The 20,594-nt window shown below is 51.2% G+C and carries 18 protein-coding genes and 1 other annotated feature; of the genes, 15 read left to right on the top strand and 3 right to left on the bottom strand.

Annotation, left to right across the window (positions count from 1 at the left end):
- The first annotated feature begins 144 nt into the window (after positions 1-144).
- Positions 145-394, top strand: a binding site (T-box leader).
- Positions 395-444: 50 nt separating this feature from the next.
- The 3 genes from CBE73_RS06325 to CBE73_RS06315 all read left to right on the top strand — a co-directional run bounded on the left by CBE73_RS06325 (position 445) and on the right by CBE73_RS06315 (position 3,681).
- The gene (locus CBE73_RS06325; protein ID WP_094093507.1) at positions 445-2,493 is read left to right on the top strand and encodes an arginine--tRNA ligase; all 2,049 of its coding nucleotides are present in this window, start codon (positions 445-447) and stop codon (positions 2,491-2,493) included.
- A gap of 225 nt (positions 2,494-2,718) precedes the next feature.
- Entirely contained in the window at positions 2,719-3,276 is a 558-nt protein-coding gene (locus tag CBE73_RS06320; RefSeq protein WP_094093506.1) for a stalk domain-containing protein, read from the top strand.
- Positions 3,277-3,369: 93 nt separating this feature from the next.
- Positions 3,370-3,681 (top strand): DUF1292 domain-containing protein, encoded by a 312-nt coding sequence (locus CBE73_RS06315; protein WP_094093505.1) that lies wholly within the window; start codon positions 3,370-3,372, stop codon positions 3,679-3,681.
- Positions 3,682-3,787: 106 nt separating this feature from the next.
- On the opposite strand, the gene CBE73_RS06310 is transcribed toward CBE73_RS06315, so the two are convergent.
- The gene (locus tag CBE73_RS06310) at positions 3,788-5,263 is read right to left on the bottom strand and encodes an aminotransferase class I/II-fold pyridoxal phosphate-dependent enzyme (protein WP_094093504.1); all 1,476 of its coding nucleotides are present in this window, start codon (positions 5,261-5,263) and stop codon (positions 3,788-3,790) included.
- 201 nt (positions 5,264-5,464) lie between these two features.
- Here CBE73_RS06310 and CBE73_RS06305 point away from each other — a divergent pair, with 201 nt between their 5' ends.
- The gene (locus tag CBE73_RS06305; protein ID WP_094093503.1) at positions 5,465-6,793 is read left to right on the top strand and encodes an MFS transporter; all 1,329 of its coding nucleotides are present in this window, start codon (positions 5,465-5,467) and stop codon (positions 6,791-6,793) included.
- A gap of 6 nt (positions 6,794-6,799) precedes the next feature.
- On the opposite strand, the gene CBE73_RS06300 is transcribed toward CBE73_RS06305, so the two are convergent.
- The gene (locus CBE73_RS06300; protein WP_094093502.1) at positions 6,800-7,423 is read right to left on the bottom strand and encodes a DUF1054 domain-containing protein; all 624 of its coding nucleotides are present in this window, start codon (positions 7,421-7,423) and stop codon (positions 6,800-6,802) included.
- A gap of 331 nt (positions 7,424-7,754) precedes the next feature.
- On the opposite strand from CBE73_RS06300, the gene CBE73_RS06295 reads away from it, so the two are divergent.
- The 10 genes from CBE73_RS06295 (at position 7,755) to CBE73_RS06250 (ending at position 17,755) form a co-directional block, all read left to right on the top strand.
- Positions 7,755-8,354: a hypothetical protein gene (locus tag CBE73_RS06295; protein ID WP_094093501.1), complete on the top strand. Its 600-nt coding sequence runs from the start codon at positions 7,755-7,757 to the stop codon at positions 8,352-8,354.
- 189 nt (positions 8,355-8,543) lie between these two features.
- Entirely contained in the window at positions 8,544-9,950 is a 1,407-nt protein-coding gene (gene gndA / locus CBE73_RS06290) for an NADP-dependent phosphogluconate dehydrogenase (RefSeq protein WP_094093500.1), read from the top strand.
- A 247-nt stretch (positions 9,951-10,197) separates the two neighbouring features.
- Complete coding sequence (locus CBE73_RS06285) at positions 10,198-10,737, top strand: shikimate kinase (protein ID WP_094093499.1); 540 nt, start codon at positions 10,198-10,200, stop codon at positions 10,735-10,737.
- 29 nt (positions 10,738-10,766) lie between these two features.
- Positions 10,767-12,062 carry a 3-phosphoshikimate 1-carboxyvinyltransferase gene (gene aroA / locus CBE73_RS06280; RefSeq protein WP_094093498.1) on the top strand — a complete coding sequence of 432 codons (1,296 nt, stop codon included), beginning with the start codon at positions 10,767-10,769 and terminating at the stop codon, positions 12,060-12,062.
- 53 nt (positions 12,063-12,115) lie between these two features.
- Positions 12,116-12,553 carry a CoA-binding protein gene (locus tag CBE73_RS06275; RefSeq protein ID WP_094093497.1) on the top strand — a complete coding sequence of 146 codons (438 nt, stop codon included), beginning with the start codon at positions 12,116-12,118 and terminating at the stop codon, positions 12,551-12,553.
- 209 nt (positions 12,554-12,762) lie between these two features.
- On the top strand, positions 12,763-14,487 hold the full coding sequence (gene ptsP, locus CBE73_RS06270) for a phosphoenolpyruvate--protein phosphotransferase (RefSeq protein ID WP_094093496.1): 1,725 nt from the start codon (positions 12,763-12,765) through the stop codon (positions 14,485-14,487).
- A 355-nt stretch (positions 14,488-14,842) separates the two neighbouring features.
- Entirely contained in the window at positions 14,843-15,274 is a 432-nt protein-coding gene (locus tag CBE73_RS06265) for a YgiT-type zinc finger protein (RefSeq protein ID WP_094093495.1), read from the top strand.
- 170 nt (positions 15,275-15,444) lie between these two features.
- Complete coding sequence (gene ytxJ, locus CBE73_RS06260; protein ID WP_094093494.1) at positions 15,445-15,789, top strand: bacillithiol system redox-active protein YtxJ; 345 nt, start codon at positions 15,445-15,447, stop codon at positions 15,787-15,789.
- Between the two features lie 108 nt (positions 15,790-15,897).
- Positions 15,898-16,902 (top strand): catabolite control protein A, encoded by a 1,005-nt coding sequence (ccpA, locus tag CBE73_RS06255; RefSeq protein WP_094093493.1) that lies wholly within the window; start codon positions 15,898-15,900, stop codon positions 16,900-16,902.
- 154 nt (positions 16,903-17,056) lie between these two features.
- A complete protein-coding gene (locus CBE73_RS06250) occupies positions 17,057-17,755 on the top strand; it encodes a 5'-methylthioadenosine/adenosylhomocysteine nucleosidase (protein WP_094093492.1) in 699 nt (232 codons plus the stop codon).
- Here the strand turns inward: CBE73_RS06250 and CBE73_RS06245 are convergent.
- Positions 17,752-18,408 (bottom strand): GNAT family N-acetyltransferase, encoded by a 657-nt coding sequence (locus CBE73_RS06245; protein ID WP_094093491.1) that lies wholly within the window; start codon positions 18,406-18,408, stop codon positions 17,752-17,754. The two genes, CBE73_RS06250 and CBE73_RS06245, sit on opposite strands and share 4 nt — an antisense overlap.
- Positions 18,409-18,839: 431 nt before the next feature.
- On the opposite strand from CBE73_RS06245, the gene acsA reads away from it, so the two are divergent.
- Entirely contained in the window at positions 18,840-20,576 is a 1,737-nt protein-coding gene (gene acsA, locus CBE73_RS06240; protein ID WP_094093490.1) for an acetate--CoA ligase, read from the top strand.
- Positions 20,577-20,594: the final 18 nt, after the last annotated feature.

Raw genomic sequence — 20,594 nt, 5'->3', positions numbered from 1 at the left:
TAATTAATAAACAAGAAGCAGGCATTTTCGACTCGGTCGGAAATGCCTTTTTTATGAGCTGAAATGGTCCTTATGTCTGCACTGATTTTGACATCAAGGGTTGATTTTTGGCTTGCTTCTTCTTATAATTATCAGAAATATTTGGAAAAGTCGTAGATCGGGAGAGTAACCGAAACGCCGATGTTCAAGCGAGCCGGGAGGGTGGAAGCCGGTACGGAGGTTTTTGGCGAAGCGGACCCGGGAGACGGGCAGCTGAACGTGCATGAGGTAAGCTGCCACGGCGCAAACCGTTATTTGTTCAAGCGGCCTGACCGGCACGTAGGGTTCTTCCTACACAGTTTTTCCGGTTACGGCAACAAGAGTGGTACCGCGAGTCCCTGTCCTCGTCTCTTATCAAGAGACGGGGATTTTTGCTTTTTCAATAGGCATGAAAGGGGATTTGTTATGTTGAACACTTGGGTACAGCAATTCGTGGAATTTGGGGTGAAAGAGGTGCTTCACGTCTCGGGCCAGGAAGACCAGCTGGAACAAACGGAAGGAGACGCGTCTGGCCCGCTCTGGACCGTACAAATCGAGCAGCCAGCAAAGCTGGAGCACGGCGATTTCTCAACGAATATCGCCATGCAGCTGGCGAGGCTGCTGAAACGCCCGCCTATGCAGATCGCGGAGCAAATCCGCGCCGAGCTGTCGACCCGGATTGAGGGGCTGATCGCCAAAGTGGAGGTTGCGGCTCCGGGCTTTATTAATCTGTTCGTGAACTGGGGGGAATGGGTCAAGTTGGGGCAGCCGGCCAATCCGCCGGCTTCCCTGAAAATTGTTGTGGAGCACACCTCGATAAACCCCAACAAATCAGCGCATATTGGCCATCTGCGCAACTCCTGCATCGGGGATACGCTGGTCAGAATGCTTAGAAAGAGCGGGGCTGAAGTCGAGGTGCACAATTATATTGATGATCTCGGGAATCAGCTTGCGGATACGGTGGTCGGCCTGCTGCATACCCCGGCAAGCGGCGATCATAAGAGATTCGGCGACTTTTGCTGGGATGTTTATTCAGGCTTGCACAAGCAGGGGCAGGACAGCCCGGGGCTGACCGCAGAGCGCACCAAAGTGCTGCACGGTTTGGAGCAGGGAACCGGGAACCTGGCCTGGCTTGGTTTCATTACGGCCTCGCAGATTGTGCGTGAACATTTGCAGGAGATGCGGGAGTTTGGCATTGGCTACGACCTGCTGGTCTGGGAGAGCAGCCTTGTCCGCGAGGGCTTCTGGGACGCTGCGTTCCAGCGTCTTCAGCAGACGCCGAATTTTATGCAGGAAACATCAGGTAAGCTGGCCGGTTGCTGGGTGCTGAAGCCCCAGGTGCAGCTGAGTGAGGCAGGGGCGGAACAACAGCAGGACGAAGCGCCCGAAGCGGATGGAGAAGAGATGTTGGACTCGGAATCCGTTCATACCCAAGACAAAGTCCTGGTACGCTCCAATGGCATTTTGACCTATACGGCCAAAGATATTGCTTATCATTTATGGAAATTTGGGCTGCTGGGCAGGCAGTTCCGGTATACGCCATTTGCAGATGGGATCTGGTCGACAACAAGACAGGGAACGGGAGGAACTTTCGGCCAAGCTGACAGAGTGATCAATGTAATTGATCGCAGGCAGGAATATCCGCAGGCGATGGTTCGTCAGTCGCTGGAGCTGATGGGGTACGGAGAGCAGGCCGCCAATCTGCTTCATGTCAGCTACGGCGTCGTGTCGCTCAGCCGAAATGCCGCTAAGGAGCTGGGTATCGATATTTCGGACGGGAAAGCTTCTTATGCCATGTCCGGCAGACAGGGAATCGGCATGAAAATATCCACGCTGCTGGACCGGATGGAACAGGTCATTGCGGGCAGCCGTCCGGATCAGGATGGACTGCCCAGCCGGGTAATTGCAGCAGCAGCTATCCGGTACTATCTGCTGCGCTTTAATTTGCAGACGGAAGTCGTGTTTGACCTGCAGCAGGCGACCGAAGTTTCCGGGAACACCGGCGTGTACCTGCTGTATACCTATTCGCGTTCGCTCAGCGTGCTTAACAAAGGAGAGGAGCAAGGCCGTGCTGGAAAGGCCGGGTTAAGGCTGGATTCGATTCAGGGAGAATCCGGCGACCATGGACCGTCCTCTTCACCACCTTATCGTTCCTGTGCCGTAGACGTAGACACCATGTCCGATGTTCCATCTGACTGGCCGGAATCCCTGGAGCCGGCTGAGCATGCTCTGCTGCGGCAGATCGCAGCGTGGCCCGATTTGCTGCAGTCCGCCTGCAGCGGACTGGCACCGCACATGATCTGCGGTTATGCGTATGAGCTGTGTTCGCTGTTTAACAATTTTTACGGCGCGTGCCCGATCATCAAAGCCGCTTCAGGCAGGAAGGAATTCCGCCTGTGGCTGACCGGCCGGTTCAATGCCGTGCTCAAGGAGGTGCTGGACAGCTTGGGGCTCCCGGCACCCGAGCGGATGTAGAAACTGCAAATCGGCGGCGGTTATTTTTCTGGACCCTTATACTTCCCAATCCTGTAAGCTCTCCACCTCCCTATTAATGGTAGATTTCCCGGAAGGTAGGGCGTAAAACCGCCTTATGGGCGCCGATGCTGAAAAATTGAGAACTTTTCCCTCGTTCACCGCAACTCGTATCCTCTTGGACTCGTATAATTAAGCAGCAGCGAAGATAGATAGGAGGATGACGGTATGGGTTGGAAAAGAACGGCAGCGTTTGTGCTTTTATTTTCCCTGGCGAGCAGCACGCTTTTGTATGCGGACGGCACCTCGCAGAAGATCAAGGTTCTGTTTAACAGCCATGAGCTGACCGACGGGGCTTACATCATTGACGGAAAAACTTATGTACCCATCCGCGAACTTGGCGGTATGGTGACTTACAATGACGATTCCAAAACGGTTAAATTCAACAAACCGAATGTGCATATTTTTCTATTTAAGGGGGACACCCCTTTCGGCAATGTCAATGTCGGCAAATTGAAGTTTAATGTCTTCTGCCAGATCGACAGCTTGACGGCGGACATCAGTTCGGTGAAGGTGGCGATTACAGCGCCGGACGGCTCGGTTAAATCGATTCAATCCCAGGAGATAGGCAATGACCAGAAAGATAACTTCTGGTTCCGCACAGAGGATTTTACTTACGAGTTTAAATCTGCGGGGAAATATTCGGTCGGTTTTTATATGAAGGTAGCCGGGGAGGATAACTATACTCTGATCTCTCAAAAGGTCATAACAGCTATAGGCAATTAACCCGCGGCAAAATTGACCTTAATGATGGAAAATGTTACGATACGGTGGTAAACCATAGACTGTTTATCAAATGACCGAAAGTAGGTAGAATCCATGAGCGATCACAATCATGTACACGGCGAGAACTGCGATCATGATCACGACCACGAGCACGAAGAGTTCGTGTTAACTTTGACTGACGAAGACGGCAACGACGTTGAAATGGTATTGGTTGAAACCTTTGACGTTGGTGAAAATGTCTACGCCTTGCTGCTTGAACGCAACAACCCTGAAGCCGACGGCATTATTTTGCGTCTCGAAGAGCAAGACGAAGAAATGGTGTTGACCAACATCGAAGACGAAGAAGAGTGGGCCCGTGTAGAAGAAGCTTACAACGAGCTTGTATCTGCACAGGACGAAGGTTAATTTTCTAAATTCATTTAACCATGAGAAAGGCTCCCCAACCGGGGAGCCTTTTGTGCGTTCACTTTGTTTCGCTGTTGCGTTTATCTTTCGTTCTCTTATAAACGGATCAGAAGATGGGGTCGGCTTCGATGATGACCTTCACGTTGTTGATGTAACGATCTTCCGGACCTTTAACCGGCAGTCCGACCTCAACATGATCCACAATATAATCGATGTTCTCCTGAGTAATAACTTCCCCAGGCAGCAGAATCGGAATGCCTGGCGGGTACACGTAAATGAACTCGGCGATAATCCGGCCTGCAGATTCCTTAAAAGGTATTACTTCCGTATCGGCATAAAAAGCGTTGCGCGGAATGAGGGACAGCTGCGGGATTTCCGGCGTCTTGACAATGAGTTCCTTGACCTCGCCTTTCTGATGATAAGCCTCGGACAATTCACGCAGCGCGCCAAGCAGGGTGTCGATCGTCTCGCGCGAATCCCCGGTAGTAACCAGGCACAAAATGTTATACATATCCGAAAGTTCGACTTCAATGTTGTAATGCTCGCGAAGCCAGTTTTCCGTCTCATAGCCGGTTAGGCCCAAATGGCGGACATGGATGGTCACCTTGGTCGGATCCATCTCATAAGCGGCTTCACTGCCCAGAATTTCCTTGCCGAACGAATACAGACCGTCGATTTTGTTCACTTCTTCGCGAAGGTATTCGGCCAGCTTGATGGCCTCCGTCAACAGATCATGGCCGTTTAAGGCCAGATTGCGCCGTGCCGCATCCAGGGAAGCGAGCAAAGGATAAGACGTGGAGGTCGTCGTCAGCATGCTGATGATCGTTTGAACCCGCTGCGGGTTAATCAGTCCGTTCTTCGCGTTGATGTTCAGCACGGAGCTTTGAGTCATGGAACCGCCAAGCTTGTGCACACTGGTGGCGGCCATATCGGCGCCGGCCTGCATAGCTGATACCGGAAGATCCTCATGGAAATGAATGTGTACGCCGTGCGCCTCATCCACAAGCACCGGGATGTTGTGGCTGTGAGCCAGCTCCACGATTTCTTCCAGATGGGCTACCACTCCAAAGTAGGTAGGATTGATAACCACAACCGCTTTGGCGTCCGGATGACGTTTGAGCGCACGGGCGACAGAGGAGGTCGTAATGCCATGATCGATGCCTAAATTATGGTCTTGAGCAGGCGATACAAAGACTGGCTTGGCACCAGCAAAAATAATAGCGGACATAATCGATTTATGGATGTTCCGCGGCACAATGATTTTGTCGCCGGGAGAACATACGGACATAATCATCGTCATAATCGCACCGCTTGTCCCCTGTACGGAGAAAAAGGTATGCGTAGCGCCAAACGCGTCGGCGGCGAGTTTTTGAGCTTCTTCAATTACACCCGTAGGCTGATGAAGGTCATCCAGGGGAGCGATGTTGATCAAGTCGATGGACAAGGCGTTATCGCCGATAAATTCACGGAATTCTTCGTCCATTCCGAGTCCTTTTTTATGCCCCGGAATGTGAAATTGTACGGGATTGCCGGCCGCATGGGCTTTCAATGCGGTGAAGAGCGGCGTGCGGTTGTGATCCATTGTGGCCGTCACTGCCTTTCTGAAATGAAATATAAACAAAGTTGAGTATAACAAAAAGAGTCTGGAATGCAAGCATAAGCTTGTCCCCGTGTTTGTGACGGCCCTTCTTTTGCACCCGTATGGGTTAAAATTCCTTGCCGGAAGGGCAGACTGTATAGCAGGAAGCCCCTTTTATTCTACGCAGCGGGAGTTGGACAGAAGATGAAAATGGAGGTCAAAGGTTTTGAAAGAAAAGTCCTGACACCGACATTCATTTGTTTATGGCTGATTATGTTCCTGATCGAAGTGGTTAAGAGCGCTCTTCTGGTCACGATTTTGCCAGTTTATATGGGGAGTGTGCTGGGGCTGTCGGCTTTTGCGATCGGCGTTTCTCTTTCCCTGCAGTACATAGGGGATAATTTCTTCCGGAGTCCGGCCGGCTGGCTGGTTGAAAGGGTGGGATTCCGTCTTACGATGCTGGCGGGTCTGGTCCTGTCTTTGGGGGCCGTCGCATTGATTGCCTGGGGGGAGCGGTCTTTGATCATCGGCCTGGGCTGCACGCTGCTTGGTGTCGGAACGGCTCCTTTGTGGCCGTGCGTCCTGATGGGAATCACGGAAATGACGGAAGGCAAGCAAAACTTTGGCACAGCTATGGGCATTATTCAAATGTCTACACTGGGCGGCACCGGCGTGGGACCTGTGGTCATTAACCTGTTTATCCGCAGATCCTATGAAGGCGTGTTCTGGATTCTGCTCGGCTGCCTGGCAGTCGCCCTGCTGCTGGCCATGCTGCTCCCGGGAGTTAAGTTGGAACGGGGAAGGAAAGAAGAGGCACTGAAGAAGCCGTCTGTTTCAGCAGGAGGGCTCCGAAAGCTGGGAGCGAATTTAAAGCAGACCTTCACGGAAATCCGAAATAATCTGCAGGTGAGCCGCCTGCTTTATCCCGCTTTATTTCTGCAATCCTTTGCAATCGGCCTGTTAACGCCGATCATTACGCTTTATATCCGGACCGTGCTGATGTTGTCCCCGGCTATGTTCAGCGTACTGCTCGTTACCGGAGGTGCGGTGACGGTGCTCGGATTGATTCCAATCGGCAAGCTGGCAGATAAATACGGGACCCGGTTGTTCCTGAACACCGGCTTTCTGCTGGCCTTTCTGTCCATATTGGGCCTGGCTTTATTCCGCGATATGACGGCTGTCTGGATTCTTGTCATCTGCATCGGGGCCAGCTATGCGTTTATCCTGCCGACTTGGGATACGATGATTGCCAAACAGCTGCCGGAAGGCGAGAAAGGGACGGTGTGGGGATTTTTCCTAACGATTCAAGGCTGCGGCATGGTGGTCGGTCCGGTCATCTCCGGCAAGCTGTGGGACCTCTTTGGCCCGTCAGCTCCGTTTCTGGTGAGTGCAGGCTCGATGGGCGCGCTGCTGCTTATTCATCTCTGGATTTCCAGACCGGGCCGCAGAACCCATCAAGGGCCCGCCATCCGTCAGAAGACGGGCGGCAGACCCTTGAATGACAGAAGCGGGCCCAAGGCCCGACTTCGTTAAATGGCTTTAGAAAGAAATTTTATACAGTGGGAGAAGTGCTTCAAAGGTGCTGCGGATGAGCTCGGCAAGGTTGTCGCCGTCCCTTAATGGCTCCGACGAACGCGGCAGACTGAGACCGCACAAAATTTCCGATTTCTTCACCTTTTGCAGCTTCCGGCCCATTTCGGACAGCTCCTGCTCCGTGATTTCGCTGTTCAGCTTCCCGCCCGGCGTCATATGGTCCATCGACCAATAGTATTCGCCCGGAACCTTCGCTTTAACTTCAGAAGCGTGCTGCTCCAGATAACGGCCGATAATTTCTTTGTTGGAGCTTTCGTAAATGACAGCCATCACGATGAACAGATGGGTTGAGAACAAGCCGACCTGAAAATGCGGCAGCGCCTTGTAGCCGCGTTTGCTGCTGCTCCAGGCGACCCAAGTATCGTTTGGCGGATTAATCGTTCTTCGTGCGTGTTTGGCAACGTGCGGGAACATTTCATCTCCGGTTAATGCAGAAAGAAACGGTTTGATTTCGGTTCCGATCTCTTCCAGCTTGGGACGTACGTTGGCAATTAAGCTTTCCATACGGGGCTCCAGCCCCGGAATGGCCATCGTATCAAAATCCTGCGTCGTAAAACCTGCTATTGACATGGGACAAGCCTCCTGATTGCGTTAAAAATCGGCTCGAACTTCAGCGAGCTTATCCCGATTATAACACAAGCCCTGGGGTGGAGGACTACCCTGCACCCCGGACCATCGGCCGGAGGACAGTTATGGACGGTCTTTTCTGGGCCTGCCGGAGGGGGTCCGCCTGAATGAATCCGTTCTGCTGCGTCACAGGGGCCTTATACCGGGTAAAAATAATCATTAATCCAAGTTACCTTCACATAGGATGGAGTATAAGATAATGTAAATTCTGTTAAATGAGCTGTGAGCAAACCATGGTTTTGCATCCCTGCAAAACGCCAGAGGAGGGCGTGCCGTGAACAAGAGCTACGAGGTCGAGTACTGCAATCTGGATCTGCGTTTCGAGCGCCGGCACCTGCAGCAGTTAATCCGCGACCTGATTCAGGACGGATATTCGCTGTATTGGAGCGAAAACGAATCGATTTTTATTATTTCCGTAAGAACCGGACGCAAGCTGACCAAACTTCGTTTCGAACGGGTAGGCCAGGGCTACAAGCTTGTCGGGGACTATGTAATTAAAGATGCAAAGCTGGCGGACTGGCTGGAGAAGCTGATCGGAGATCTACGGGGTCATGCCGTCGTGAAGCGTATTAAGGACAGACAGATTCTGATTGAAAATATTCTGTTCGGCGAGGTGATCCGCCAGGTCGAAATCTCGGGGTTGGAGCACAAGGTGCTTTACCAGAAGGAGCCGCTGCCGAGTCTCGCCAAGATGAACCGGATGTTTCACTCCAGACAATCGGAGCAGCGGACGGAAGAGCTGCTTGAGGAGCTGGATGAACAGCTGGAGAAGCTGCATCAGGCGCTGGAGTCCGGTGATACAGAAGAAGCGGAAGCGATCAAGAAAGTTTTGGAGCGCATTCGGCGTAACCTTATGGAGCTGGAATGGAAATAGTACCGCTTGCCCGGTTAAAGGGGACATTGCTGAAAATTGCAAGCATAAACACCTCGGAAATGTAAAATTCCAGGGGTGTTTATGTTGATTTGATGAAGCCTTGCCAGTCAAGTGGATATTGCCATTTGAAGATGATATATTGGAATCGAATTGGAATCCCCAAATTTGTTTGCAAAGGATGGAGAAAAAATGTCTAAACAGCAAATTGGCGTTGTCGGACTAGCCGTAATGGGTAAAAACCTTGCGCTTAATATCGAAAGCAAAGGGTTCACCGTGTCGGTATTTAACCGTTCCCCACAGAAGACACACGACCTGCTCGAAGAAGCAAAAGGCAAGAACCTGGTCGGCACTTTCTCGATTGAAGAGTTTGTTGCATCCTTGGAATCTCCGCGCAAAATTCTGATTATGGTACAAGCCGGTCCGGCTACGGATGCTACCATTGAACAGCTTGTTCCGCATCTGGATCAAGGCGATGTCATTATAGACGGCGGCAACGCCTTTTTCCCGGATACACAGCGCCGCAGCAAAGAGCTGGAAGCCAAAGGCCTTCGCTTTATCGGAACCGGCGTATCTGGCGGCGAAGAAGGAGCTCTGCACGGTCCTGCTATCATGCCGGGCGGTCAGGAAAGCGCCTATAAGCTCGTTGAGCCGATCCTGACGGCGATTTCGGCCAAAGTAAACGGCGACCCTTGCTGTACATATATTGGTCCCGGCGGTGCCGGCCACTATGTGAAAATGGTGCACAACGGCATCGAATACGGCGACATGCAGCTGATCGGCGAAGCTTACCATCTGCTCAAAGATGTGCTTGGCCTTGATGCCAAAGAGCTGCACGAAACGTTCTCCGAGTGGAACAAAGGTGAACTCGACAGCTATCTGATCGAAATCACCGCCGACATTTTCTCCAAATATGATGAAGAAACCGGCAAACCGATGGTGGATGTCATCCTTGATGCTGCGGGACAAAAAGGCACCGGCAAATGGACAAGCCAAAGCGCTCTGGATCTGGGCGTGCCTTTGTCGATGATTACCGAGTCCGTGTTCTCCCGTTTCTTGTCCGCGATGAAGGAGGAGCGTGTAGCCGCCAGCAAAATTCTGAGCGGACCTGCTGCGAAGTCCTTTGACGGCGACAAGGCCGAGTTTATCGAAAATGTGCGTAAAGCTTTGTTCGCAAGTAAAATCGTTTCCTACGCCCAAGGCTTCGCCCAAATGCGCAGCGCTTCCGACGAATACGGCTGGGATTTGAAATACGGTAACATCGCGATGATCTTCCGCGGCGGCTGCATCATCCGTTCGCAGTTCCTGCAGAACATCAAAGACGCTTACGACCGCGATCCGCAGCTTAAGAACCTGCTGCTGGACTTCTATTTCAAGAACGTCGTGGAAAGCTATCAGGACGCTTGGCGCAAAGTAATCGGTACAGCCGTTTCCTACGGTATTCCTGTGCCTGGCTTTTCCAGCGCGCTCTCTTATTATGACAGCTACCGCACGGAACGTCTGCCGGCGAACCTACTGCAGGCGCAGCGCGACTATTTCGGCGCCCACACCTTCAAGAGAGTGGACAAGGAAGGCGTCTTCCACCATCAGTGGTTCTGATTGCCCTAGCCCTAGATTCCCCTTGATTGCCCTAAATCGAGCATGACAGCAAATGCCCGCTTTTCAAAACGGGCAAGGATAAGCGTCAGGAGCGGCCGTAAGGCCTTCCCTGACGCTTTTTTGTGCATGCGGACCAAGGCCGGTTATCGGCAGGAGGGAACAAGCCGGGAGCCCCTTCAGTACTCTCTCACCTGTCTCTATCGGCAAAAGGATGCCAGCTTTCAAGACATGTGATATGATATGAAAAATGTTAACAGCAGAAGGTAGGTGCGTCATATTGCCGGAGCAGGAGAATTGGATTCTTATCGGCATGATGGGAACCGGCAAATCCACGGTGGCGGAGCTGCTTGCGCATAAGACCGGCAGAAAGCTGGTCGATCTCGACGCGGAAATCGTCAAGGCTGCAGGCTGCCCGATTCCCGAAATTTTTGAACGGCAGGGCGAAGCCGCATTTCGTCAGCTGGAGTCTGTCGTGCTTGCCCGAATATTGGAGGACAAACCGGTCATCCTCGCTACAGGCGGCGGTGCGGTGCTGAATCCGGACAACTGCAGGCTGATGCTTGACAAGGGCTGGGTGGTGGCGCTCAAGGCCGACGCCGACACGATATTGAGGCGGGTAGGGGAAGACAGCAATCGTCCGCTGCTGGCCGGCGGGGCGAGGGAGAGAATTCTCCGTTTGCTGGAAGAACGCAAGAATGCGTACGACTTTGCCCATTGCACAGTCGATACGTTTGCATTGGAGCCCGAACAAGTGGCAGCTCACATTTTAATGCTTCAACGCGTTTAATCACATTGGTGGAAGGGGCTTTTTTTACTATGGATATTATTGTAAGGCCAACCCCGGAGCTTAAAGGGGAAATACAGGCGCTCTCATCTAAAAATTATACGACCAGATACCTGCTTGCAGCAGCGCTGGCGGAAGGGACAAGTATTGTCCGTTATCCGGCCCACAGCCAGGACAGCGACGCGATGCGGCGCTGTATTGCCGATTTGGGTGCCGTGCTGGAAGAGACCGACGAACAAATCGTCATTACCGGCTTTGGCGGCAAGTTAAGTCCCGTTAAAGAACTGAACGTTGGGAACGCCGGAGCTGTGCTTCGCTTCCTGATGGCCATTGCCGCATTATCACCGGAAATCACGTTCGTAAATGCTTATCCGGATTCCTTGGGCAAACGCCCGCACGATGATCTGATTACGGCGCTGGAACAGATGAATGTTCAGGTCGAGCACAAGAATGGCCGTTTGCCGATCACCATTCGCGGCGGCCAGCCTAAAGGCGGGAAAATCACGGTCTCCGGCGAAGTCAGCTCCCAATACCTCAGCGCGCTGCTGTTCTTGACGCCGATGCTTGAAGAGGACAGCGAAATTACGGTGACTGGCGATCTGAAATCGAAGGTCGTTGTCGGACAAACGCTGGAGGTGCTGGAGCAGGCCGGTATTCAAGTGGAGGCCGATCCGGATTATACCTTGTTTAAAGTTCCGGGCAAACAGAAGTACCAGGCACGCACCTATGTTGTACAAGGCGATTACCCGGGATCGGCTGCCATTCTGGCCGCAGCTGCAGTAACCCGTTCCGACGTGACGGTTCACCGTCTGGAGGAGCGCAGCAAGCAGGGCGAACGTGCCGTCGTAGACGTGCTGCAGATGATGAACACGCCGCTGCGTCACGAGAACGGCAGTGTCCGTGTGCAGGGCAATCATCAGCTCCGGGCGGTCGAATTCGATGGTGACGCGGCAACGGATGCGGTACTGGCCATGGTGGCGGCAGCTGTGTTTGCGGAAGGCACCTCACGTTTTTACAACGTGGAGAATCTTCGTTATAAGGAATGCGACCGCATTACCGACTTCGTTACGGAACTCAGAAAAGCCGGCGCCGACGTGGAAGAGAAGCGGGACGAAATCATCGTTCACGGCAAACCGTTTGGCGTGGAGGGCGGTGCCACGATCGACGCACACTATGATCACCGGGTGATTATGGCGTTAACGGTTGTCGGCCTCCGTGCCCGCAATCCAATTATTATCAAGGACGCCCATCATGTGGCGAAATCTTATCCGCAGTTCTTTGAGCATATCGCCGCGCTTGGCGGTTCCGTAGAATGGGTAAAAGAATAATTAGAAACAGCCCTTGAATCTATGTCTCAAAATCAGGAAAGGCGGGATAATGAATGGCTTTTGCAAATCCGGATCGAGAGCAAATTAAAGCTATTTTGGAACAGGCCGGCACGATTGCCGTGGTCGGATTATCGGGCAAGCCGGATCGGACCTCTAATATGGTAGCCCGGGCCATGCAGAAGCGGGGATACCGGATTATCCCGGTCAACCCGTCTGTGCAGGGGGAGATACTAGGGGAGCGTTGTTATGCTTCTTTAAAGGACATCGAGCAGCCGATCGACATCGTCAATGTGTTCCGCCGCAGCGAATTTACGCCGGACATTGCCAAAGAAGCGGTCGAGGTAGGAGCAACCACCCTGTGGCTTCAGCAGGGAATCGTCAATGAGCAGGCGGCGGAGATTGCCGCCGAAGCCGGTTTGAACGTAATTATGGACCGCTGCATCAAGGTGGAAGACGCCGTTTTGAAGCCGGAGCGGCAGAACAAGCAATGACAGGTCTGGTCAAATGTTTCCCGTTCCATGTTGATTTCAGAACCCTTCGGGGTTCTTTTTTTTGGACTTTTTTCCGGGGACGCTGGATAAACTAGTTACAATCTCCGTTACTTTTTCCTTTGACAATTAACAGGTCCAAAGTTACCATAACTAGGGTAGAAAGAGATAAACATCTAACAACTGCAAAGTTGAAGGGGTCTGAGTGCATTATGATACAAGGAATTGGCGCTGCTGCTGGTGTAGCCATTGGCAGAGCTTTTGTGCTGCCTGCATGGGAAATGGATATTCAGGACCGGCAATTGGAGACGATTGATCTCGGCAGGGAGTTCGACCGGTTGCAGGAAGGCATTGTGACCTCCAAGCATGAAATTGAAGAGATCCGCAACGAAATTCAGCAGATGGTGGGCAAAGAAGAGTCGACGATTTTTGATGCGCATCTGGCGATTTTGGAAGATCCGGTCTTTATGAGCGAGATTCGCGGCATAATCGAACGGCAGTATAAAGCGGCCGAGGTTGCCGTCAAGGAAGCCATCGACCATTTTGTCACCATGTTTGATCTGCTGGACGATGAATATATGAAAGAACGGGCATTGGACATCAAGGATGTTGGCAATCGCCTGCTGAAGCATTTACTAGGGACGCCTGAAGTGACTTTGCCTAAAAATAACGAGCCCTACATATTGGTTGCGCATGAGCTTTCTCCTTCCCAGCTGGTGCATTTGAATCCGAACCATGTGCTGGGCATGGTGACGATGGTTGGCGGCAAATCCTCTCATTCAGCCATTATGGCAAGAGCGCTGGGGATACCGCTCGTGTCGGGCTTTGAGAACCGGCTGGATCCGATGATTCAGACCGGCGACCTGCTTGTACTAGACGGGAGTACGGGAGCTTTGTATATTAACCCGGCCTCGGAAATCATTGAGCGGCATACGCTTGTAGCCGAGAAGCAGAAGCGCCGGAAGGAGCAGCTGCAGCTTCTGGCCGCAGAGGATGCGGTAACGCTGGATGGCATGCATTTTCATTTGGCCAGCAATATCAGCTCCTCGAAAGAATTCGAGCTGGCTATCAAACACGGCGCCGAAGGTGTAGGGCTGTTCAGAACGGAGTTTATTTATATGGACCGGGCGGCGCTGCCTTCGGAGGAAGAGCAGTATGATATTTACCGCCGGGTTGTGGAGCATGCCGGTCTTCATTCTGTGGTTATACGGACGCTCGATATTGGCGGAGATAAACAGCTGGAGTATTTCCCGCTGCCGGAAGAAGAGAATCCGTTTCTCGGCTATCGGGCCATCCGGATCAGTCTGGATCGGCACGATCTGTTCAAGACGCAGCTTACGGCTATTTTGAGAGCAAGTGCCCACGGCAGTGTCAAAATTATGTATCCCATGATTACGTCGGTGGAAGAAATCCGCAGCGCGAACCAGATTCTTGCCGAAGCTATGGCCGATTTGGACCGCCGGGGGATTTCGTACGACAAAGAGATTCCCGTAGGGATCATGATCGAGGTGCCTGCAGCAGCGGCTTCTGCCGAACTGCTGGCCGCCGAATGCGACTTCTTCAGCATCGGCACCAATGATCTGGTGCAATACGTGCTGGCGGTGGACCGGATGAACGAGAAAATCGCCCATCTTTACCGGCCTTTTCATCCGGCTGTGCTGCGCATGCTAAAAATGACCGTGGATGCTGCTCGCGCGCATCATATTCAGGTTAGCGTCTGCGGTGAGATGGCGGGGGATGAACGGGCGCTCCCGATCTGGTCTTATCTCGGAGTCAGCCATCTGAGTATGTCCCCGCAGGCTCTGCTCCGCGTCAAGCATTCGATTTTGAATATTTCGGCTAAAGAGGAAGCGGACATTGGCCGCAGCTGCTTTACTTGCCGGACTACATCTGAAATCGAGGAGCTGTTATCTGCACGGACTCATTTAGAGGTCTGAGGATTAAGCTTATATCCTTCATATATTTAGGTATTTAGGGCTTGTCATCCATCCGGAGGCAGGCCTTTTCTGCGGGCGGCTTATGACGCCGCACAGTCAGTTTACGTTGCATGCTCCGATGTACTTTTTACCTTTCCAGGACCAGCCAGAGCGGCTGCAGCGCTGTCCCTCCCTACCGTCAGACCAGCCATAGAGCTTCTAATCCGCGTATTCATCCTTCCTTGGTATTAGAATGATACACCAGATAATCCCAAATTTGAATTCGCCTGTATAATTTATCTATTGACGAAAGCCGTTTTCAATTATTTAATGGTATCGACAAGACTAGAACTGACACAAAGGATGAGGTGGTACGGTGGACACCCCTTGCAACTGCGGACAACATAAAAGTTTAGGATTCAGAACGGTAATTCATGGCAAGACAACAAAAATCAAACGTGTTCCTGTCTGGGAATGTGAGCAATGCGGCCTTTATGAGCTGTTCCCGTGTATTAAACAGGATCTGCGCGAGCTCCTCGTACAGCTGAAGGATGAGGGCGGCGTTTGCGTGTCCTTTAGCGAATATAATGAACTCGCGGATGTCATGTATGAGGTTTATAAGGAAACTCGTTTCAAGGAAAGCGAAGCCGATGTTTATTTAATGGAAGTAGAAGCACGCTGCAAAGAGCGGATTAACCTGCTGCTTGATGTATACGGATATGCCAAACAAAACGAAGACCACAAATGGATGAAGCAGTTGATGACAAGGCTGTCCCAGCTGACTTTTACGCCGGCGGAAACTACATAAAGTCCCTTTTTCCGGCATAGAAAGCGTTTGATCTGTATAGTTCTACAAAAGAATTTGAACGTTTGTGAAAAATTTTCATGAAAATTGGCTTTTTTCTTTTCTTTTTGATAAAATAATTTGAAAGTTCGTTTATTTATTCGTTTTATATTTTCGGAAAGGGGTTCAATTCTATGTCTGCATTGACAAAAATCACTTCTACCGAACAACTTCAAAATGTTTTAAATTCTTCTTCTGACCGACCTGTATTACTGTTTAAACACAGTACACGCTGCCCGATCAGCGCGCGTGCAAATCAGGAAGTGTTGAAATACTTGGGCGAGCAGCCTAATGAAAACGTAACCTACGGTTTGATTCATGTCGTGGAGGATCGTCCGGTTTCTCTGAAAGCCGCCGACTTGCTCCAGGTCAAGCATGAATCTCCTCAGGCGATTCTGATTGAGGATGGAAGAGCGGTTTGGAATACCTCCCACTCCGGAATTACGGCTAACGTATTGAAGGAAATTCTCCAAAAGTGAAGCGTTATCATTGCGGATTGATGATTTTTGTCGTATCATAAAACCTAATTAAACTCCTTACGAAACCCGAAGAACGAATGAAAATTTATTGGCAATGGAGAGAAGAATGTGACGGTTACCATTTATGATGTGGCACGCGAAGCAGGAGTCTCGATGGCCACGGTTTCCCGGGTGGTCAACAACAATCCGAATGTAAAACCGCAGACCCGCAAGAAAGTTTATGAAGCAATTGAACGTTTGGGTTACCGTCCAAATGCGGTTGCGCGTGGTCTAGCGAGCAAGAAGACAACTACGGTGGGTGTAGTTATCCCTGATATCTCGAACTCGATTTTTGCGGAAATTGCGCGGGGGATCGAGGATATCGCCAACATGTACCACTACAACATTATTTTGTGTAATGCCGATAAGAAGAAAGAGAAAGAGATCCGTGTCATCAACACGCTGCTTGAGAAACAAGTGGACGGGCTCCTTTTCATGGGCGGAACGGTTACGGAAGAGCATATTCAGGCTTTCCAAACCTCTGCGGTTCCTATCGTGCTTTGTGCAACAAGCGATGAGAACGGTCTGATTCCTTCCGTCGATATTGATCATGAAGCAGCTGCGTTTGATGCTGTAAGTACCCTGATCCGGCATGGACACCGCGAGATCGCGATGATCAGCGGAACGCTGCAGGATCCTGCGAACGGCTTTGCCCGCTTCCAGGGTTACAAGAAAGCACTCGAGAAAGCTGGTATCCAATATCAGGAGGACCTCGTGCGCATCGGTAACTACCGCTACGAATCCGGCGTTGAAGCGATGAAATATTTCATTGGTTTGAAGAAACGCCCGACGGCTATTTTTGCCGCTACGGATGAGATGGCGATCGGCGCGATTCACAGCATCCAGGACGAAGGGCTGAAAGTGCCGGACGACTTCTCGATTATCAGTGTGGATAACACTCGAATGGCTTCTATGGTACGTCCTCAGCTGACAACGGTTGCACAGCCGATGTATGATCTGGGCGCAGTAGCGATGCGTTTGCTCACCAAATTGATGAAGAAAGAGAACGTCGAGAATACGCGGGTTATTTTGCCGCATGAAACGATTCTCCGTTTGTCTGTAAGTCACTTGTAATTCAGCCAGTGTTTCAGTTGACTGTATTTTAGTTAACCATATATATCAATTGAATAAACGGCTCGGAAAAAAGCTCCTGTTCAGGGGCTTTTTTTTGAGACCAGAAAGAGCTCGATGAGCAGTAACTTTCAATCAGAAAGGAGCAGGGAATAACATGACTTATATCGGAATTTTGGGAGCCATGGATGAGGAGATTAAACTTTTGCTTGAGCAGATGGAAGAGAAGGACACGCAGGTCCAAGCAGGAATCCGCTTTATTACCGGAACACTGCTCGGAAGGAATGTTGTAGTCAGCAAATCAGGTGTCGGCAAGGTCAATGCGGCCGCAACGACCCAGTTAATGATCGACCGTTTCCAGGTCTCATCCGTGTTGTTTACAGGCGTGGCAGGGGCGGTAAATCCGAAACTGCAAATTGGCGATATTGTCATTTCCTCCTCCTGCCAGCAGCATGATATGGATGTAACCGCGCTGGGCTATGAACGGGGAATAATTCCCTATCAGGAGATTTCGGATTTCCCTGCGGATGATTCGTTGGTGAAGCTTGCGATGGAGGCGTGCGAAAAGGTGTGCAAGGATCATCAGTTCCTTGTGGGCCGAGTGCTTTCAGGGGACCGCTTTGTGGCAGATCGCGATGTGGTACAGGATTTGTACGAGAGCATGCATGGGGCTTGTGTAGAAATGGAAGGAGCGGCTGTTGCCCAGGTATGCCATATGAACAACGTCCCTTATGTGGTGCTTCGGTCGATGAGCGATAAAGCCGACGGCTCGGCTCATGTGAATTTTGCGGAATTTACAGTAGAGGCGGCCAACCGTTCCTATGCCATTCTGAATGAAATGATCGGCAGCCTCTAATACATAAACCGCTGATGGAACCGGATGCGGTCGAACTGTTCCTGCGAGGATAGCGGCACATCCCGGCCCATACGGACCATCAGGCAGTTGGCCGGATGCGAGCAAATCTCCGGATCATCCGTAGCATACCAGACCATGTTTACGGTCTGCATCAGTTTCTCCATCATCCGCCGGTATTCCCAGACGGAGAGACCGCTCTTTTTCAAATCCCAATGCCAGTAGTATTCTGTCGTAAATACAATATAAGATTCAAGCTGCTCCTGTTCGAAGGCCGTGCGCAGCATAGCGGAACCTAGTCCGCAGCCGCGGTAGGCATCCGCTACCTCAATAGCGCCAAGCTCAAGAAGATCCTCCATGCTGCCTTCAGACCACCTTTCCATTTCATCGGGATAATGAAAGGTGACGTAACCGAGGATAACATTGTCCTGTCTGGCGATTATGATTCGACCTTCCGGCAGGCCGGCAATTTCCAGCAAAGCTTCAAGCTGCTCCGAGGGGGGACGAAAGGCGTCAAGGTCAGGGTGCATGACAAGCCTCCGCAGCTGATCTGGGGCCACAGGGCCTTCCACAATGACATATCCCGTTTTCTCGGACAGATCGTTTATAGACGGCAGTGGCTGCTCTTGACGAACATGGATTTTATAATGGATCATGCCTAATCGTCCCCCTTCCACCCTTTGACTCACTTATAACAGAAAATCGAAATTTTGAAAAGTTGTAGCGCTTACATTTTGGGTATGCTATAATGCTTTTGACATAAAAAATTCACAATATTTGGTTAGTCCAAATAACCTCATTTTATTTTTCATGCCTTTCTTCTTTCATTTGTAGAATTAGCCGCACTTTATTTCTAACCACTCATCGTACTTCTGTTTTCTTCAATTGGAAATTCAAGAACCTTAATTTTAGCCTGAATGTATCTCCTGGTGTCATTATTGTCTTAATAGTGTTCGTTATGCAGCAAGCTGCTGTTTCTTCTCGGAGAAACATGTGAACCAGCTGTACTATAAATATAGCATTGAATTAAATCCGTTTTCATTTGAGAGATTGCCTTGTGTAATGAACATTTGAGGAGGATGAAGAGATGAATTCCATGCAGGGAGAGCTTATTCCGGCTACAGATGCAAACACAAACCTGGGGGATTATGAAACCGCCCGCCATTCTTTTCAATGGGAGGAAGTTGAACAGCAGTTCAGCTGGCACCGGACCGGGTTCATTAACTTGGCTTATGAAGCCATCGACAGACATGTGGAAGAAGGTCGAGGGGACAAGACGGCGCTGATCTACTGTGACGCCGAGCGGGAGGAAACTTATACTTTCGCGGAGCTGCAGTCCTGGTCGGCGAGGTTCTCCAATGTGCTTCGCAAACATGGCGTAACCAAAGGAGACCGGGTTTTTGTTTTTATGCCGCGTTCTCCTGAGCTTTATATTAGTATTTTGGGAGCCATCAAGGCAGGAGCGGTGGTCGGACCTTTATTTGAAGCCTTTATGGAGACGGCCGTGAAGGATCGTCTTGAAGACAGCGGCGCTTCCGTTCTGGTGACTACACCAGCGCTGTTAAAGCGCGTGAAACGCGAGGAACTGCCGGAGCTGCGGGCGATCTTTGTTGTCGGAGCTACCGCGGAGGAAGCGGAAGCTGAAGGGGCAGGCGTATACCCTTTTGAGCAGGAAGTGGTTTCGGCCTCCGCAGATAATGCGATTGAATGGGTGGAACTGGAGGACGGGCTGATTCTCCACTATACCTCCGGTTCAACGGGGAAACCTAAAGGCGTTTATCATGTGCATAATGCCATGATCCAACATTATTATACAGGCAAGGTAGTGCTGGATTTGAAGGAAGATGACATTTACTGGTGTACAGCAGATCCTGGCTGGGTAACAGGGACTTCTTACGGGATTTTTGCCCCGTGGCTGAACGGGGTCTGCAACCTCATATTGGGCGGACGTTTTGATCCGGGGGCTTGGTATTCGGCGATTGAGAAATATAAAGTGACCGTCTGGTACAGCGCTCCAACGGCTTTTCGCATGCTGATGGGTGCAGGGGAGGAAGCAGCGGGAAAATATGACCTGTCCAGCCTGCGGCACGTGCTTTCCGTGGGCGAGCCGCTTAACCCGGAGGTCGTACGCTGGGGGCTTGCCGTCTACAAAAGACGCATTCACGATACATGGTGGATGACGGAGACAGGCGGACAGCTGATTTGCAATTACCCGTCCATGGCGATCAAGCCAGGTTCTATGGGCAAACCGCTGCCGGGAATTGAAGCGGCTATCCTTGATGATCAAGGAAATGTGCTGCCGCCAAACCGGATGGGGAATTTAGCGGTACGTACACCATGGCCTTCGATGATGAGAACGATTTGGAATAACGAAATGAAATATGAAGAATATTTCCGGATCCCGGGCTGGTATGTATCTGGCGATTCGGCTTACCAGGATGAAGACGGCTATTTCTGGTTCCAGGGCCGCATTGATGACGTCATCAATTCCTCTGGGGAACGGATTGGACCGTTTGAAGTGGAGAGCAAGCTGGTAGAGCATCCGGCAGTAGCCGAAGCGGGAGTAATCGGCAAACCCGATGCTGTACGCGGAGAGATTATTAAAGCCTTTGTGGCGCTGCGGGACGGCTATGAGCCGACAGAGCAGCTGAAGGCGGAGATTTCCCGCTTTGTCAAAGAAGGGCTTTCCGCCCACGCGGCTCCTCGCGAAATCGAGTTCAAAGACAAACTGCCCAAAACCCGGTCAGGCAAAATCATGCGGCGCGTGCTCAAAGCCTGGGAGCTCGATCTGCCAACCGGTGATTTGTCTACGATTGAAGATTAACCGGAAGGAAGCATCGGA

It is taken from the genome of Paenibacillus physcomitrellae, from assembly GCF_002240225.1.
Taxonomy (GTDB): Bacteria; Bacillota; Bacilli; order Paenibacillales; family Paenibacillaceae; genus Fontibacillus; species Fontibacillus physcomitrellae.
Note: the sequence above shows the minus strand (reverse complement) of the source record. Positions and strands in the feature narration are given on the sequence as shown.